This window comes from Actinacidiphila sp. bgisy144, from assembly GCF_057708105.1.
Window position 1 is genome coordinate 40765 of sequence record NZ_JBYIRM010000025.1, and the last position, 13014, is coordinate 53778.

At 72.6% G+C, this 13014-nt stretch carries 15 protein-coding genes and 1 pseudogene; 9 read left to right on the forward strand and 7 right to left on the reverse strand.

Annotated elements, in window-relative coordinates:
- Positions 1 to 110: 110 nt before the first annotated feature.
- The 3 genes from AC3EVP_RS25880 (at position 111) to AC3EVP_RS25890 (ending at position 3404) form a co-directional block, all read left to right on the forward strand.
- Positions 111 to 2240, forward strand: coding sequence for an ATP-binding SpoIIE family protein phosphatase (locus tag AC3EVP_RS25880; RefSeq protein ID WP_435133639.1), 2130 nt, complete (start codon positions 111 to 113; stop codon positions 2238 to 2240).
- Positions 2241 to 2342: 102 nt separating this feature from the next.
- A complete protein-coding gene (locus tag AC3EVP_RS25885) occupies positions 2343 to 2843 on the forward strand; it encodes a hypothetical protein (protein WP_435133642.1) in 501 nt (166 codons plus the stop codon).
- Between the two features lie 102 nt (positions 2844 to 2945).
- The gene (locus AC3EVP_RS25890; RefSeq protein WP_435133644.1) at positions 2946 to 3404 is read left to right on the forward strand and encodes a hypothetical protein; all 459 of its coding nucleotides are present in this window, start codon (positions 2946 to 2948) and stop codon (positions 3402 to 3404) included.
- 86 nt (positions 3405 to 3490) lie between these two features.
- On the opposite strand, the gene AC3EVP_RS25895 is transcribed toward AC3EVP_RS25890, so the two are convergent.
- The gene (locus AC3EVP_RS25895) at positions 3491 to 4108 is read right to left on the reverse strand and encodes an LAETG motif-containing sortase-dependent surface protein (protein ID WP_435133646.1); all 618 of its coding nucleotides are present in this window, start codon (positions 4106 to 4108) and stop codon (positions 3491 to 3493) included.
- A 10-nt stretch (positions 4109 to 4118) separates the two neighbouring features.
- Between AC3EVP_RS25895 and AC3EVP_RS25900 the strand changes: the two genes are divergently transcribed.
- Together AC3EVP_RS25900 and AC3EVP_RS25905 are read left to right on the forward strand one after the other, a co-directional pair.
- A complete protein-coding gene (locus AC3EVP_RS25900) occupies positions 4119 to 4454 on the forward strand; it encodes a hypothetical protein (RefSeq protein ID WP_435133649.1) in 336 nt (111 codons plus the stop codon).
- A 119-nt stretch (positions 4455 to 4573) separates the two neighbouring features.
- On the forward strand, positions 4574 to 5146 hold the full coding sequence (locus AC3EVP_RS25905; RefSeq protein WP_435133652.1) for a TetR/AcrR family transcriptional regulator: 573 nt from the start codon (positions 4574 to 4576) through the stop codon (positions 5144 to 5146).
- 32 nt (positions 5147 to 5178) lie between these two features.
- Here the strand turns inward: AC3EVP_RS25905 and AC3EVP_RS25910 are convergent, their stop codons facing one another.
- Positions 5179 to 6465 (reverse strand): MFS transporter, encoded by a 1287-nt coding sequence (locus AC3EVP_RS25910; RefSeq protein ID WP_435133654.1) that lies wholly within the window; start codon positions 6463 to 6465, stop codon positions 5179 to 5181.
- 77 nt (positions 6466 to 6542) lie between these two features.
- Between AC3EVP_RS25910 and AC3EVP_RS25915 the strand changes: the two genes are divergently transcribed.
- Positions 6543 to 6920: a MerR family transcriptional regulator gene (locus tag AC3EVP_RS25915; protein WP_435133657.1), complete on the forward strand. Its 378-nt coding sequence runs from the start codon at positions 6543 to 6545 to the stop codon at positions 6918 to 6920.
- On the opposite strand, the gene AC3EVP_RS25920 is transcribed toward AC3EVP_RS25915, so the two are convergent.
- Both AC3EVP_RS25920 and AC3EVP_RS25925 read right to left on the reverse strand, forming a co-directional pair.
- Positions 6917 to 7723, reverse strand: coding sequence for a DUF6585 family protein (locus AC3EVP_RS25920; RefSeq protein WP_435133659.1), 807 nt, complete (start codon positions 7721 to 7723; stop codon positions 6917 to 6919). The genes AC3EVP_RS25915 and AC3EVP_RS25920 overlap by 4 nt on opposite strands.
- Positions 7723 to 8967 carry a hypothetical protein gene (locus AC3EVP_RS25925; RefSeq protein ID WP_435133662.1) on the reverse strand — a complete coding sequence of 415 codons (1245 nt, stop codon included), beginning with the start codon at positions 8965 to 8967 and terminating at the stop codon, positions 7723 to 7725. Before AC3EVP_RS25925 ends, AC3EVP_RS25920 begins: the two co-directional genes overlap by 1 nt.
- Before the next feature lie 133 nt (positions 8968 to 9100).
- Here AC3EVP_RS25925 and AC3EVP_RS25930 point away from each other — a divergent pair, with 133 nt between their 5' ends.
- Positions 9101 to 9778, forward strand: a complete 678-nt coding sequence (locus tag AC3EVP_RS25930; RefSeq protein WP_435133794.1) for a 2-phosphosulfolactate phosphatase — start codon at positions 9101 to 9103, stop codon at positions 9776 to 9778.
- A 100-nt stretch (positions 9779 to 9878) separates the two neighbouring features.
- The gene (locus AC3EVP_RS25935) at positions 9879 to 10379 is read left to right on the forward strand and encodes an SMI1/KNR4 family protein (RefSeq protein WP_435133664.1); all 501 of its coding nucleotides are present in this window, start codon (positions 9879 to 9881) and stop codon (positions 10377 to 10379) included.
- A 20-nt stretch (positions 10380 to 10399) separates the two neighbouring features.
- On the opposite strand, the gene tgmB is transcribed toward AC3EVP_RS25935, so the two are convergent.
- The 3 genes and pseudogenes from tgmB to AC3EVP_RS25950 all read right to left on the reverse strand — a co-directional run bounded on the left by tgmB (position 10400) and on the right by AC3EVP_RS25950 (position 12637).
- Positions 10400 to 11389 carry an ATP-grasp ribosomal peptide maturase gene (gene tgmB, locus AC3EVP_RS25940; protein WP_435133667.1) on the reverse strand — a complete coding sequence of 330 codons (990 nt, stop codon included), beginning with the start codon at positions 11387 to 11389 and terminating at the stop codon, positions 10400 to 10402.
- The gene (tgmA, locus tag AC3EVP_RS25945) at positions 11389 to 11742 is read right to left on the reverse strand and encodes a putative ATP-grasp-modified RiPP (RefSeq protein WP_435133669.1); all 354 of its coding nucleotides are present in this window, start codon (positions 11740 to 11742) and stop codon (positions 11389 to 11391) included. The genes tgmB and tgmA overlap by 1 nt, the downstream gene beginning before the upstream one ends.
- Before the next feature lie 108 nt (positions 11743 to 11850).
- Positions 11851 to 12637: pseudogene (locus tag AC3EVP_RS25950) on the reverse strand (helix-turn-helix domain-containing protein).
- On the opposite strand from AC3EVP_RS25950, the gene AC3EVP_RS25955 reads away from it, so the two are divergent.
- Positions 12525 to 12788, forward strand: a complete 264-nt coding sequence (locus AC3EVP_RS25955) for a hypothetical protein (RefSeq protein WP_435133810.1) — start codon at positions 12525 to 12527, stop codon at positions 12786 to 12788. The pseudogene AC3EVP_RS25950 and the gene AC3EVP_RS25955 overlap by 113 nt on opposite strands.
- Positions 12789 to 13014 lie beyond the last annotated feature (226 nt).

Sequence of the window (13014 nt, forward strand, 5' to 3'; positions counted from 1 at the left end):
TGGAGACAGATGTGACATCAGGCGTGGGGCTCAGCCTACCGGCGCCCCTGCCCCCGCTATCCACAGGTATCTATTCGCCCATAATCTCCGGATCACCATAAACTGGGAAAATGCGCACAGAGGACGTCCTCGCCGCCGCGGGCTACGGGCTGTGGCAGTGGGACGAATCGACCGGCACCGTCGCGGTCGACGGCCGTGCGGCCCGCCTGCTCGGACTGTCCGGCGGAGCCGCCACCCACCGGTCGTCGGAGGTGCGGGCCCGGCTGCACCCGGCGGACTACGTCGCGCTGGCCGGTGCGGTCTCGCTGGCCGCCGCCGAGGGCACCGTGGCGGAGGCGCTGCTGCGTGTGGTCAAGGAGGGCGGCCGGGTGGAGCGCACCGTGCGGGCCCGGCTGCGGCCGCAGGGACCGCTGCTCAGCGGCAGCCTGCACGAGATCCGTGAGCCCGTCGGGGGATACGAAGCGCCGTACGACGTGCCGCTCGACGGGCCGGACCCCCGGCTGGGGCCTGCCGCGCTCGCCGCCACCCGGGAGGGGCGCGGCGGCTGGCGGCGGGCCCGCGAGGCGTTCCTGCTGGACGCCGGGCGGGCGCTCGCCGAGGCCGACTCCACCGCCGAGGTGCTGCGGGTCGCGGCCACCTTGTCCATGCCCGGGTTCTCCCCCGACGGCCTGGCCGTCTTCGGGATCACCGGCGACCGGCTCGCGCTCATCGGCCACCACGGGCAGGAGATCATCGACCCGTCGGTCCTGGACATGCCGCTGACCACGGAGTATCCCGCCGTCACCGCCGTGCGCACCGGCAAGGCGGTCTACCTGCCCAGCCCCGAGTCGTACCAGGAGCGCTATCCGTCGACCTGGCCGCTCGTCCGGCCGTACGGCCGCTCGTCGTGGGCGTACCTGCCGCTGACCGTGGCCGGGTCCACCATCGGTGCCTGGATGGCGGCGTTCCGTGACCGGGTGGACTTCACCCCCGACGAGCGGTCGGTGCTGACCACCGTGGCCCGGATGCTCGCGCAGGCGCTGTCCCGCGCGAGCCTGCACGAGTCCGAGCGGGCGCTGTCCGACGGGCTCCAGCGCAGCATGCTGCCCGCCCGCGAGCCCGAGATCGACGGGATGGCCCTCGCCGCGCGGTACGTCCCGACCGGCGGGGGCCTCCAGGTCGGCGGCGACTGGTACGACGTGATCGGCCTGCCGTCCGGCCGGACCGCCCTGGTCATCGGGGACGTGCAGGGGCACGACGTGCGGGCCGCGGGGATCATGGGCCAGCTGCGGATCGCGCTGCGCGCCTATGCCGCGGAGGGCCACAGCCCGGACGCCGTGCTCTCCCGGACCTCCCGGTTCCTGGCCGGGCTGTCCGCCGACGCCACCCCGGAGCGGCCCGGCGGCACCGCGGACGTACGGTTCGCGACCTGCCTGTACCTGGAGGTCGACCCGGCCGACGGCAGCGTGGAGATGGCCCGCGCCGGGCACCCCGAGCCCGCGATCCGGCTCGGCGACGGCACCACGATGGTGCGCAACGTGGCGGGGGGCCTGCCGCTGGGCGTCGAGCCCGACACGGACTACCCGACCAGCCGGCTCGTGCTGGCCCCGGGCGAGGTGCTGCTGCTGTGCACCGACGGGCTGATCGAGACCGGCGGGCACGACCTGGACACCGGGTGGCTGCGGCTGCGCGAGGTCTTCGAGGCCGGGCCGGCCGAGAATCTGGAGCAGCTCGCCGACTCCCTGGTGCGGGCCGTGCACGGCCCCGCCTCCCACCACACCACCGGGCCGCTCGCCGACCGCCGCGAGGACGACATCGCCCTCCTGCTGCTGCGCCGCGACCCCGACGGGCCGACGTGCGCGGTGCCGATACGGCGCACCGTGCTGACCGTCGCGCAGTCCGACCCCGGGCAGATCCGCGCCGCGCGCGAGGACATCCGCTCGCTCCTCCACGACTGGGCCTCGCCCGACCAGTTCGAGTCCGCGGTGCTGCTCGTCTCCGAGCTGGTCACCAACGTCCTGGTCCACACCGACGACGACGCCGTGCTCGCCGCCGAGGTCATCGGCATGCCCGGCACCCGCCGCCTCCGCGTCGAGGTCGCCGACCGCTCCGACGACATGCCCCACCCCCGCTCCCCCGGCGAACTCGCGTCCTCCGGCCGCGGCCTCTTCCTCATCGAGGAACTCGCCGACGCCTGGGGCGTCGAACCCCGCGGCGACGGCAAGTCCATCTGGTTCGACCTCTTCGAATCCCGCCCCTGACAGCGCAGTTCGCTCCCCCGCGTCGCGTCCGGCCCATCCGTACGATGAGGGGCTTCGGCCCGAACCAGGTGTGCGCCACGGCGTGTTGCAGTGATGGGAACCATGAGGGCGACCGAACGAACGAGGAAGAGCGCCGCTGCCGTCATCGCCGTCCTGGCCATGGCGGCGGCGGGATGCGGAGGCAGCGTGAGCCACGGCAAGGAATCGCCCGACGCGGTGGAGAAGAAGGCGCGGTCCCTCGCGCAGCAGACGCTCGACGCGGTGCGCGGGGCGGCCGGTTCGGCGGGAACGTCTGCCGGCGGCTCGACGTGGGGCAAGTGCGCCACCGAGACCCCGGGCCAGCACCGCTTCGAGTTCCGTTACACGCTGAAGCTGGATGTTGGCGAGGAGAAGTCGACAGCCGTCATGGCTGCCGCGAAAGCCCACTTCGTCAAGCAGGGCTACGACCTCGACCTGCCGGACCCGAAGACCGACCGGGTCGGCGGGACGGAGCCCGACTCGTCGTGGTGGGTGGGGGTCGGGGTGAACAGCGACGATGACGCGATGTTCATCAGCGTCGACTCCGACTGCGTGACGACCAGTCACGACCCGAGGACGGCCTAGCCGTTGGGGTGTGCTTCGGGTGGGGCGGGTGGGGGTAGGGGATGCGGCCCGGGGTTTGTGTGGTCGGGTGGGTGTCTCCAACTCCTTTGAACGGAGCAGTAGATGAAGATCCTCGGGAGAGAGCCCGCGCTGTGGCTGTCGCTCGTGGCGGTGATCGTCAAGCTCAGCACGGCGTTCGGGCTGGATCTCAGCGACAAGCAGCAGGCGGTGGTGAACGCGTTCGCGGCCGCGGTCGTGGGGCTGCTGGTCGCGCTCACCGTCCACGACGGTGTCAACGCGGCGATACTCGGACTCGTCCAGGCGGGTATGTCGCTGGCGATCGGTTTCGGGCTGCACTGGAGCGCGGACCAGCAGTCGACCGTGATGAGCCTCGCGTCGGTGCTGATCGCGATGTGGACCCGTACGCAGGTGACCGCGAAGGTCCCGGCGAAGGCGCACACGGCGGCGGGGGCGGCGGGGGCCGCCGATGCCAAGGCCGTACCGGCGCAGAAGGCCGCCGCCGCCAAGAAGAGCGGTACCGCGCAAAAGGCGGCGGCGAAGAAGACCGACAAGGCCGAGTAGGCGCCCCGCGGCCCCGCCCGGCTCCACCCGTTCCCGCCCGCCCGGGTCCTTCCTCCGCCCGGGCGGGCACTCGTACGGCTTCGGCCTCAGGCGGCCGCGGAGCCCTTCCTGCGGCGCCGTGCGACGCCGATCGCGGCCGCGCCAGCGAGCACCGCGGCGCCGCCGACCCCCGCGATCACCGGGGTCGCGGACGAGGAACCGGTCTCCGCGAGGGTGCCTCCGTCCGGGGTCGTGGAGGAGCCCGCCGACGAGGAGGCGGCCGTACCGCCGGAGCCGCTCTTCGTACCGGCCGCCACCACGACGAAGGTGCTGTCGGTGGTGCTGCCCCGGGTGCAGTTCTTCGCGGTGTCCACGAAGCTGCCGCCGCCGTCGACCCAGGCGTCCCCGGGGGTGGAGTCGGCGGTGAGCCGTATCCGGAACTTCATGGTGGACGAGGCGTGCGCGGTCTTCAGGGTGGTGGAGCCGTAGACGAGGCCGGTCTCGCGGATGTCGTCCTTGCCCTCGTCCTTCAGGCTCAGCCACTTCGCGGCGGACGGGTCCCAGAACTCCAGGTAGGACGTCTTGTACAGGTCGGCGTTGTAGCTGTCCTCGCCGTTGTTGGCGGTGACCGCGGCGTCGATCGCGCCGAGCGCCCGATCGCTCTTGCCGGTCGCGGTCAGCGTGAAGGTGTGCCAGCCGTCGCCCGCCACGATGCGGGACGGCACACCCTTCAAGGTGAACGCGATCTCGGACGAGGGCCCGCTGCTGCACGACTTCAGCGAGCTGGTGGCGGAGGGCGTGGCGGACGCGGTCGCCGCGGAGGTGGGCGAGGTGGTCGTGGTCGGGGCGGACGACGAGGTGGACGTCGGAGCGTCCGTCGAGGTCGGCGCGGTCGTGGACGTGGAGGTGGACGTGGAGGTGGATGTGGCCGCCGGGTTCGCGGCGTCGGCGTGCGCCGCGGTGGCGGCGCCCAGCAGCACGGCCGGGACGATCGCGGTGGCCGCGGCGGCCGACAGGGTACGGCGAATCTTCATGAGCAGGGTCCTCGCGGAATGGCGCTGGCTTGGCTGACACCTGTGGGACACCGGGGCCCGGCGGACCGTTGTGCCGCGCGCGGACTGTTCGCCGGCCGTTCAACCCGGGTTCGCCCTTCCCGGCGCGGCTCCCCCGCTTCCGCGTACGATCGGAGTATGAGCAGGTGGGAGCCGGACGCGCGCGGTCGCCTCGGGAAGGCGGCGATGGAGCTGTTCGACGAGCGCGGCTACGAGCAGACCACCGTGGCGGAGATCGCCAAGCGCGCGGGCCTCACCGAGCGGACCTTCTTCCGGCACTACGCCGACAAGCGCGAGGTCCTCTTCGCCGGCTCGCCGATCCTCCAGAACACCGTCGTCGACGCGCTCACCGCCACCCCCGAGGGCACCGCGCCGTTCGACGCGGTCGTGGCCGGCATCCAAGCGGCGGCCCACGAGATGTTCCGCGGTGCGCACGCCCACGCCCGGCGCCGCCACGCGATCGTCTCCGCTCACGGCGACCTGCGCGAACGCGAACTGGTCAAGCTGGCCACGCTCTCCGCGGCCCTCGCCGGCACCCTCCGGGAGCGCGGGGTGCCCGAGCCCACCGCGAGCCTCAGCGCGGAGGCGGGCGTCGGCGTCTTCCGGGTGTCCTTCGAGCGCTGGGTGGACGAGGCCGACGCGCCGCGCGAGCTGTCCGACGTCATCGATGAGTCGCTGACGGCGTTCCGGGCCCTGACGCCGGAGGCATGACGCGGGGCCGGTGACCGCGGGCGTCGTCCCGGTCAACGCCGTTGCGGAAAGCCGTGGTTGCGGGCGGCGGCGGCCGTGGCGAAGGCGGGGACGAGCAGCACCAGGACGGTCCAGGGCAGGGCGCGGGTGCCGAGGAGGTCGAGGAGGAGGCCGCCGAGGATGCCGCCGGCGGCGGTCGCCACGTTCCACAGGGTGACCAGGAGCACCTGCGCGGCGTCGGCCTGTTCGCCGCCCGCCTCGCCCACGGCGGTCTGGAGCAGCGAGGGCGCTCCGCCCCAGCCGAGCCCCCATAGGGCGGCGGCGCCGTAGACGAGGGCGGGTACGTGCGCGCCGGCGCCCAGGACCGCCGCGGCCGTCCCCACGAGCAGCACCCCGCCGAGGGTGAGGGCGCGCAGCGCGCGGTGGATGCGCGCGCCGACCGCCCACACGCTGAGCAGGGACGCCGCCCCGAAGACGAGGAGCACCAGGTCGGTACGGCCGCCGAGCCCGACATCGTCGAGGAAGGCGGCGACGTACGTGTAGAGGAGGGTGTGCGCGAGGACGAAGGCGGCGGTGACGAGGAGGACGGGGGCAACGCCCGGGACGCGGGCGGCGCCGAGCAGGGGGTGGGGTGCCGTGGGAAGCGGGGTGGGGTCCGTGGGCAGCGGGGAGCGGTCCGCCGGAAGCGGGAAGGCGCCCGCACCCTCCTCCCGGGCGGCCGGCCCGCCCAACTGACGTGAATCGCCAGGGCGTTCCGGCACCACCACCGTGATCCACCCGAGCAGCAGCACCGTGATCCCCGACATCACCAGGAACGCCGTCCGCCAGTCCGCCGCCTTGCCCAGATACGTCGCCGCCGGCACCCCGACCGACAGCGCCACCGGAATCCCGGCCATGGCGACGGCGATCGCCCGCCCCTCCAGCCCGGCCGGGGCCAGCCTCCGCGCGTACCCGGCGAGCAGCGCCCACGCCAGCCCGGCCGCGACCCCGGCGACGAACCGCGCCGCCATCGTCAGCGGGTAGCTCCCGGACAGCGCGGTCACCGTGTTCGCGGCGCAGAACCCGGCCATCGACACGAGCAGCAGCCGTTTGCGCGGCCACCCCGAGGTCGCCGCGGTGAGCGGGATCGCGGTGACGGCCGTACCGACCGCGTAGACCGTCACCGACTGGCCGGCCGCGGACTCACCGACCCCGAGGTCCCGCGCCATCGCCGGCAGCAGCCCGGCGGGCAGCACCTCGGTGAGGCAGGTGATGAAGACCGCCGTGGCGAGCGAGAGCAGTGCGGGCAGCGGGAGGGTGGGCGGCGGGGAGGTGCCGATGCGCGTTCGCGTCGTCGTCATGCCGGTTATGCTCAAACCCTCACATCAGTGTGAAGGTCAACTCGGCCTGCCCGACCGGTCCTTGTGAGGCGCCCCACATGCGTATCGGCGAACTCTCCGCCCGCACCGACACCTCGCGCCGCCTGCTGCGCTACTACGAGGAGCAGGGCCTGATCCGGGTGCCGCGCTGCGCCAACGGCTACCGCGACTACCCGGAGGCCCTCGTGGACACGGTCCTCCACATCCGCGGGCTGCTCGACGCCGGGCTGCCCACCCGCATCATCAAGCAGTTGCTGCCGTGCCTCAACGAGCCCTGCGTCATCCACATCCCCGACGCGACACCCGAGATCGTGACCACGCTCGAGACCGAGCGCGACCGTATGACCGCGCGCATCGCGATCCTCACGCGCAACCGCGACGCGATCACGGCGTACCTGACCGCCGTGCTCCCTCCGCCCGCGCCGGGCCCGTCCTAGGAACGGGCGGCGGCGCGCATGCGCTCGGCGAGGGCGAGGAAGACGAAGCAGTTGGGGATGGCGGCGACGGCCGTGGTGCTCAGCGACCGCCACTTGCCGGCCACCCGCAGGGACACGTATCCGTCCTTGACCCGGATCTCCTGGAGTTGGGCCCAGCCGACCGCGTTGCGGTGGGACGTGATGCCGTCCCAGCTCACCGTGATGTCCCCGAAGGTCAGCGCCTCGCCGCGCTCCAACGCACGGGTGTAGCGGGGAAGTTGGGCTGCGGTGACCTGCTTCTGGAGGGCCTGCCCCCACTCCTGCGGGCGCTCCATCCCCCCGATGCCGCCGACGATGCCGGAGATCTTGGTGTGCGTGCCGTCCGGCGCGGAGAGCGTGTAGAGGTACGTCGTGTGGCTGGTCGAGCCGTTGCGGGTGTGGCGGACGATGTCCTGGAGGACGGAAGCCTCGTCCCAGCGGATCGCCGCGGGGGGCTCGTTGCCGACCCCGACGTTCACCAACCCGTGCTCGTAGAAGTGCAGTTCGCGCCCCTGCATCCGCTGGGCCACCCTGCGCCGCCGGGACGCGCCGAGCAGCACGATCACCACCACGACGACGAGCAGGACACCGCCCAGGGCCGGTACCGCGACCACCAGCGCCACCAGGACGAGCAGCACGAACCCGACGGGCAGCGCCGCGAGCGCGAGCGTCGTGGCCTTGTCGGAGGTGCTCCGCTCCGACCACGAGGGCCGCCGGTACGGCCGGTACGTAGTACGCAGCACGCCAAGTTGCTTGTGCGCGGCGATCGTTGCCGGATCGGACATCACTTGTCTCCCTCGTGTCCCCCCACACCCGGTGTCGCCTGCTGCGACGCACCCGTCTCAACCGGGGGTTCCCGTCCGCACACCTTCGCCACGGGGTGTTCACCCAGCTCCGGGTAGAGCCGGCGTTCCCACGTGTCGAGTTCCGCGGCCACGAGCTGCCCGCGCCCCGAACAGATCGGGCAGTCGCGCCGGCGGTCGCACTCCGGGCAGGTCCCGCGGCCCCGCTCGCCGATGATCCAGCCGCGCCCCTCGCACAGCGGGCACCAGCCCCGGCCGGCGCACTCGTGGCACAGCACGTATCCGCGGGAGACGGTCTCCGCGGTCCGCTCCGGTGGCGGCGGTACGAACGTCACGGGCACGTACAGGGGGCGCGCCGCGGTCCGGCCGAGGTACAGCACACCGGAGTGGCCTTCCTCCACGCGGACCCTGATCTCGGAGCCGCCACGGGTGCCCGCCACATGGGAGACGAGTGCCGCGTCCGCGCCCCGGACCGGCAGCGCTTCCGTGCCGCGCTCCGTCGCCCAGCCCCGCCCCGCCAGCCACGCGGCGGCCCGGTCCAGGACGTCCGCCACGTCCAGCCCGCCCTGCACGACGACGCGTTCCGCGGTGCTGTACCGGTACTTCAGCGGGTCGTGCCAGTCGACGACGGACGGGTCACGCAGCACCACGTCGGGCCGCTGTCCAGGGGTGAGGGCCGCCGCCAGTGCGAGGATCTCCGCCCGCAACGCGATCCCGTCGCCGATCAGTTGCTCCCACGCGCCCGGCAACTCCTGCGCCGTCGCCGGATGCTCGATCACCTCCGGCAGCGGCTTCCCCGCGGGCGAACCCGCCGGGAACCGCGGCGTCGTACCGGACAGGCTCAGGTAGCCGCTGGCGCTCCGCTGGAGGTGCAGCTCGTACCCGTCGCGCGTGCGAGCGTCGATTCCCCGCGTCCGCGAGCTGCTCCGGTCCGCCCGCGTCTGCCACCCGAACGCGTCCCATGCCCGCAGCACCGCGTCCATGCACCCCGCGACCTGCTCCGGCGCCGTGCCCGTCACCCAGTACGCGACGGTGAAGTACTCCCACTCCACCCCCTCCTCCGTCTCCTCCCACGGCAGCACCACTCCCCCGTGCAACCGCGCCCGCGGCAACTCCGGTTGCCAGAAAGCCAACCCGACGCCCGCGGGCAGCACCCGCAGCGTCCTCACGAAGTACGTCCGCAGCAGCCCCCGCATCGCCCGCTGTCCGTCTCCCACCGCAGTCATCCCCCCACCTTCCGCCTCCCCACGCCACAACACCAGGCTCCCGGAACCGGCGGGGTGCCCGTGGGCAGCCGGCCGGTGCCGGAGTGCGGCCGACGGGTGCCGGGCGGCGGCGCGGTGCGCGACCATGGGCGCCGTGGAAAGCCGCTTCCTCGGGATCGACGAGCTGACGGACATCCCGGCCGTGGCGGTCGTGGTCGACGTCATGCGCGCCTTCACCGTGGCCGCGTGGGCCTTCGCCCGCGGTGCCGAGAAGATCGTCCTCGCAGAGTCGTTGGACGAAGCCCTGGCCCTCACGTCCGGCCACCCGGACTGGGTCGCCCTCAAGGACGGCCCGCCAGCCCCCGGGTTCGACGCCGTCAACTCACCCGCTCTCCTCCGCTCCGCCGACCTCACCGGGCGGACAGTCGTCCAGAAGACCACCGCCGGCACGGTCGGCGCCCTCGCCGTCAAGGAAGCGCCCCTCATCCTCTGCGCGAGCTTCGTCGTGGCCGGCGCCACCGCCCGGCTCCTGCACTCCCGTGGCTGCACCGACGTCACCTACGTGATCACCGGTGAAGGCGGGCGCGCCGAGGAGGACTTGGCCTGCGCCCAGTACATCGCCCGGCGCGCCACCGACGGCGGACCCACCGACCCGGCGCCCTTCCTCCACCGCGCCGCCACCTCCCGCGCCGCCACCGAACTCGCACAGGGACTCCGCGCAGGTTCCCACCCAGACGACCTCGCCCTCTGCCTCGACTTCGACCGCTTCCCCTTTCCCCTCCTGGCCACCTCCGAGCCCCCTCTCCTCACTCTCCGCCCGGGCCCCTCCTGAGCCCCGGGGCCGGGAACCGTTCTGCCATCCTCGACGGATGCTGCGCCCGACGCCGCCTCGCGGACGACGGCGCGACAACGCAACGCGAAAGGGGGACGTCATGGGCTTCATGGCGGAGTTGGTCGAACCGCTGGTCCGGGAGGGGCTGGTGGCGCGGGAGGAGGTGCTCGGGTGCAGTGAGGAGGAGGTCGCCGTGCTCATGGAAGCGCAAGGGGTGACGCGCATCCCCGATGCGTACCGGGAGTTCCTGCGCTACGGCGGGAGGTACCCGTACTGGCTGACCCACACCGGCGAGTGGCACTACGACTGGTTGCTGGACATCAAGGACACCGCGCGGGAGATCGTGGCCGACGAAGGCCAGGGCGAGTGGCGGGACTTCACACCGTATGAACGGGCGTACGTCTTCCAGACCCACCAGGGATACGAGTTCTTCTGCTTCCGCCCCGAGGACTTGGCGGCGCCGGACCCCCACTTCCTCGTGTACAACGGGCGGGACGGCACGCACGACAGCGGGACGACCTTCACGGGCTGGTTGCGGGACCTGGCGGCCCACCTCCCGCAGGCGGTGGCGCTGCGCCGCAAAGTCGGACTACCGGGCTGACCGGACGACCCCGCACACCGCTATCTCCGCGGGGTGGAGCCGGAGGCGAGGAGTGCGGCGAAGGCCGCGGCCATCGGGAGACCGGTTTCCGTGGCGAGCCAGCCCCACTGGCCGTTGGGGTTCAGCTCCAGCCAGTGGGCGTCGCCGTTCGCGTCGAGGGCGAGGTCGAAGGAGCCGGAGACCAGGCCGAAGTGCCGCAGACAGCTCTGCAACGTGTCGGCGAGCCCGTCCGGGAGGTCCACGACGCGGTAGGAGAGGGCGGAGTAGTCGCGGCGCCAGTCCAGGAGGCCGGAGTCGATCCGTACGGCGAAGACTCGCGCGCCCACGACGAGCACGCGGAGGTCCGCGACCTTGTCCACCCGGACCTGGAACAGGTGAGGAGCCGCGCGGACGGTGTCGTCGAGGTCCTCGACGGCCACGGGTTCGGCCCAGCTCGTCATACTGACGCCGTCCCGGACGTACGGGGTCCAGCGCAGGGTCTTGTGGATCACGTCGCCGTGTTCCCCGATGAACTCCGCTGCCTCGCCCGGGTCGTTGGTGATCAGCGTGGGCGGTACCCGCAGGCCGAGCCTTACGGCCGCGGCGAGTTGGGCCGCCTTGTGGTCGGCGGCCTCCGTCCGCAGGGGGTGGTTCACCCACAGCGGGGCGTTCAGCGCGTACAACGTGCCGGCCAGACCGTGGCGCACCTGGGCGGCCGCGAACCGGCGGTCGTCCTCGTCCAGGTGCGCGAAGCCGGGCCAGCGGGGGCGCCGCCAGTACACGGCTCGCACCGCCTGGAGTTCCGCCGTACGGGACGGGGTGCGCAGGTGCCCGCCGACCGCGGCGCCGGGTGCGGTGTCGTTCCCGTTTCCGCCGAACCGGGCGGTCAACGTGAGCCCGTTGCCGAAGTCGGCCGGGTCGAACCTGGTCACCGGGCAGCCGATCCGGTTCAGTTCGGCGATCACCATGTCCGCGGTGACGTCCGCCGCCTCGGTCACCACCAGCACGGGTCGCTCGTCGGGTCCCGACATCAGTCGAAGTAGTCGTCCGAGTTGAAGTCACCGTTGCTGTCGCTGTCGCCCGACGCGTCGCTGTCACCCGAGTCGTCACTGTCACCCGAGTCGGGCATGCTCGTGTACGTGGACATCGAGGTAGACGTGTACGTCGAGGTAGACGTCGATGTCGACGTGCTGTCGCTCGTCGCCCGCCGCGTACTGTCCTGCGCCGCCTTCACCACCCGGCCCGACTCGTCGCGGAACACCCCGAGTTGCGTCTCCGGGTCGATGCCCGCCGCGGTGTACGGCACTTTCACCGTGTTCGGATACGGCCCGAGCTTCCCCAACCCCCACGGCCGCCCGTTCCCCCCGGCCCCGTTGTTGTCCATCTCCTCCGCGCTCCCCTCGGCAGGCGTCAGCAGTCCAACGCCTCAAATCCTCCTCCCCTCACTCCCGCACCACCACCCTCCCCGCACCACCACACGGCGGGCGGCCCCTCACCGCAGCGCGTCGATGGCCCGCACGATCAGTGCCCGCGCCTCCGCGCCGTACACCGCGAGGGACTGCAACTGCTCGAACGCTCGCAGGTAGAGGGAGACCTCGCTCGGCTGGCTGATATTCACTTGGGCCGAGATCAGTTCCACGCAAGCAAGGTCGCGGTCGAAGACGGAGAAGGTCTCCGCAGCCCACAGCGGCCGATCCCGTGTCGCCATCGGCGATGATGCCCAGCGACACCGCGGGCAGGGCGCCAGCGGTCAGCAGGTACCCGAGCTGCGCGGCCATCACCTCGGCATCGCAGAGCTGGTAGTGCAGCACCGCCTCCTCAACGAGGAGGGCGAACCGGTGCCCCGGCCTGTGGATGATCTGCGACCGCTCGACACGGGCGGCTGCCGCGGCTGCGGCGTCGTCCGGCAGACCGAGGAAGCGGGCGTTCGCCGACAGCAGCGCCCGAGCGTAGCCCTCGGTCTGGAGGAACCCGGGCACCAGGGTGGTCGAGTACACCCTGAAAGTCTCGGTGGACGCGTACATCGACCGGTAGGAGTCCTGCAACTTGCGCAGACTGTCTCGAGCTTGCCGCTTCCACTCGGTGTACAGCGACTCGGCGTGCAAGGAGGCCGCGACCAGGTCATCAACCTGGTCGTCAGCGTCGGTGGCACGGCACCACAGTCGGATGTCGGTGGGCGACTCCGGCGTGCGCGCGTTCTCGATGCGGCTGGTCTTGGCGTGGTGCCAGGAGCACCGGTTGGCCAGCTCGGTGACCGTCAGGCCGGCCGTTCGGCGCAGGCCGCTGAGGCGTCGTGCCACGTCTTCTCGTGCGGCCTGCGCGGACGATGACGGCGATGCGACCCTCGCCCTCACCGAGGAACTGCGCGCCGCGATCGAGGCGGCACCCGCCGCCCCGTCCACCAGGAAGGAGGAGCCCGATGTCCTGTGACACCCCCGGCTGCCGCAAAGGCGGCTGCACCACCGAACCCGCACCTCACCCGAACTGACCCACCCCCGAACCGCCGCGGTTGGTCCCGCGGCACGGCCGCCGCCACCCCCTGCGCGGCAGCCACCGGCCCCGGTACGCACCCCACCGCGTACCGGGGCCCTTCTACAGGGGTTGCCCCGACGCCCTCACGGGGGCCGGGCGCGAGCCAAGCCGCGGGAACCATGGG

Coding starts and splice junctions, on each gene's coding strand:
- AC3EVP_RS25880 (WP_435133639.1), top strand. CDS start 111: ATGCGCACAGAGGACGTCCTCGCCGCCGCGGGCTACGGGCTGTGGCAG.
- AC3EVP_RS25885 (WP_435133642.1), top strand. CDS start 2,343: ATGAGGGCGACCGAACGAACGAGGAAGAGCGCCGCTGCCGTCATCGCC.
- AC3EVP_RS25890 (WP_435133644.1), top strand. CDS start 2,946: ATGAAGATCCTCGGGAGAGAGCCCGCGCTGTGGCTGTCGCTCGTGGCG.
- AC3EVP_RS25905 (WP_435133652.1), top strand. CDS start 4,574: ATGAGCAGGTGGGAGCCGGACGCGCGCGGTCGCCTCGGGAAGGCGGCG.
- AC3EVP_RS25910 (WP_435133654.1), bottom strand. CDS start 6,465: ATGACGACGACGCGAACGCGCATCGGCACCTCCCCGCCGCCCACCCTC.
- AC3EVP_RS25915 (WP_435133657.1), top strand. CDS start 6,543: ATGCGTATCGGCGAACTCTCCGCCCGCACCGACACCTCGCGCCGCCTG.
- AC3EVP_RS25920 (WP_435133659.1), bottom strand. CDS start 7,723: ATGTCCGATCCGGCAACGATCGCCGCGCACAAGCAACTTGGCGTGCTG.
- AC3EVP_RS25925 (WP_435133662.1), bottom strand. CDS start 8,967: ATGACTGCGGTGGGAGACGGACAGCGGGCGATGCGGGGGCTGCTGCGG.
- AC3EVP_RS25935 (WP_435133664.1), top strand. CDS start 9,879: ATGGGCTTCATGGCGGAGTTGGTCGAACCGCTGGTCCGGGAGGGGCTG.
- tgmB (WP_435133667.1), bottom strand. CDS start 11,389: ATGTCGGGACCCGACGAGCGACCCGTGCTGGTGGTGACCGAGGCGGCG.
- tgmA (WP_435133669.1), bottom strand. CDS start 11,742: ATGGACAACAACGGGGCCGGGGGGAACGGGCGGCCGTGGGGGTTGGGG.
- AC3EVP_RS25955 (WP_435133810.1), top strand. CDS start 12,525: ATGTCGGTGGGCGACTCCGGCGTGCGCGCGTTCTCGATGCGGCTGGTC.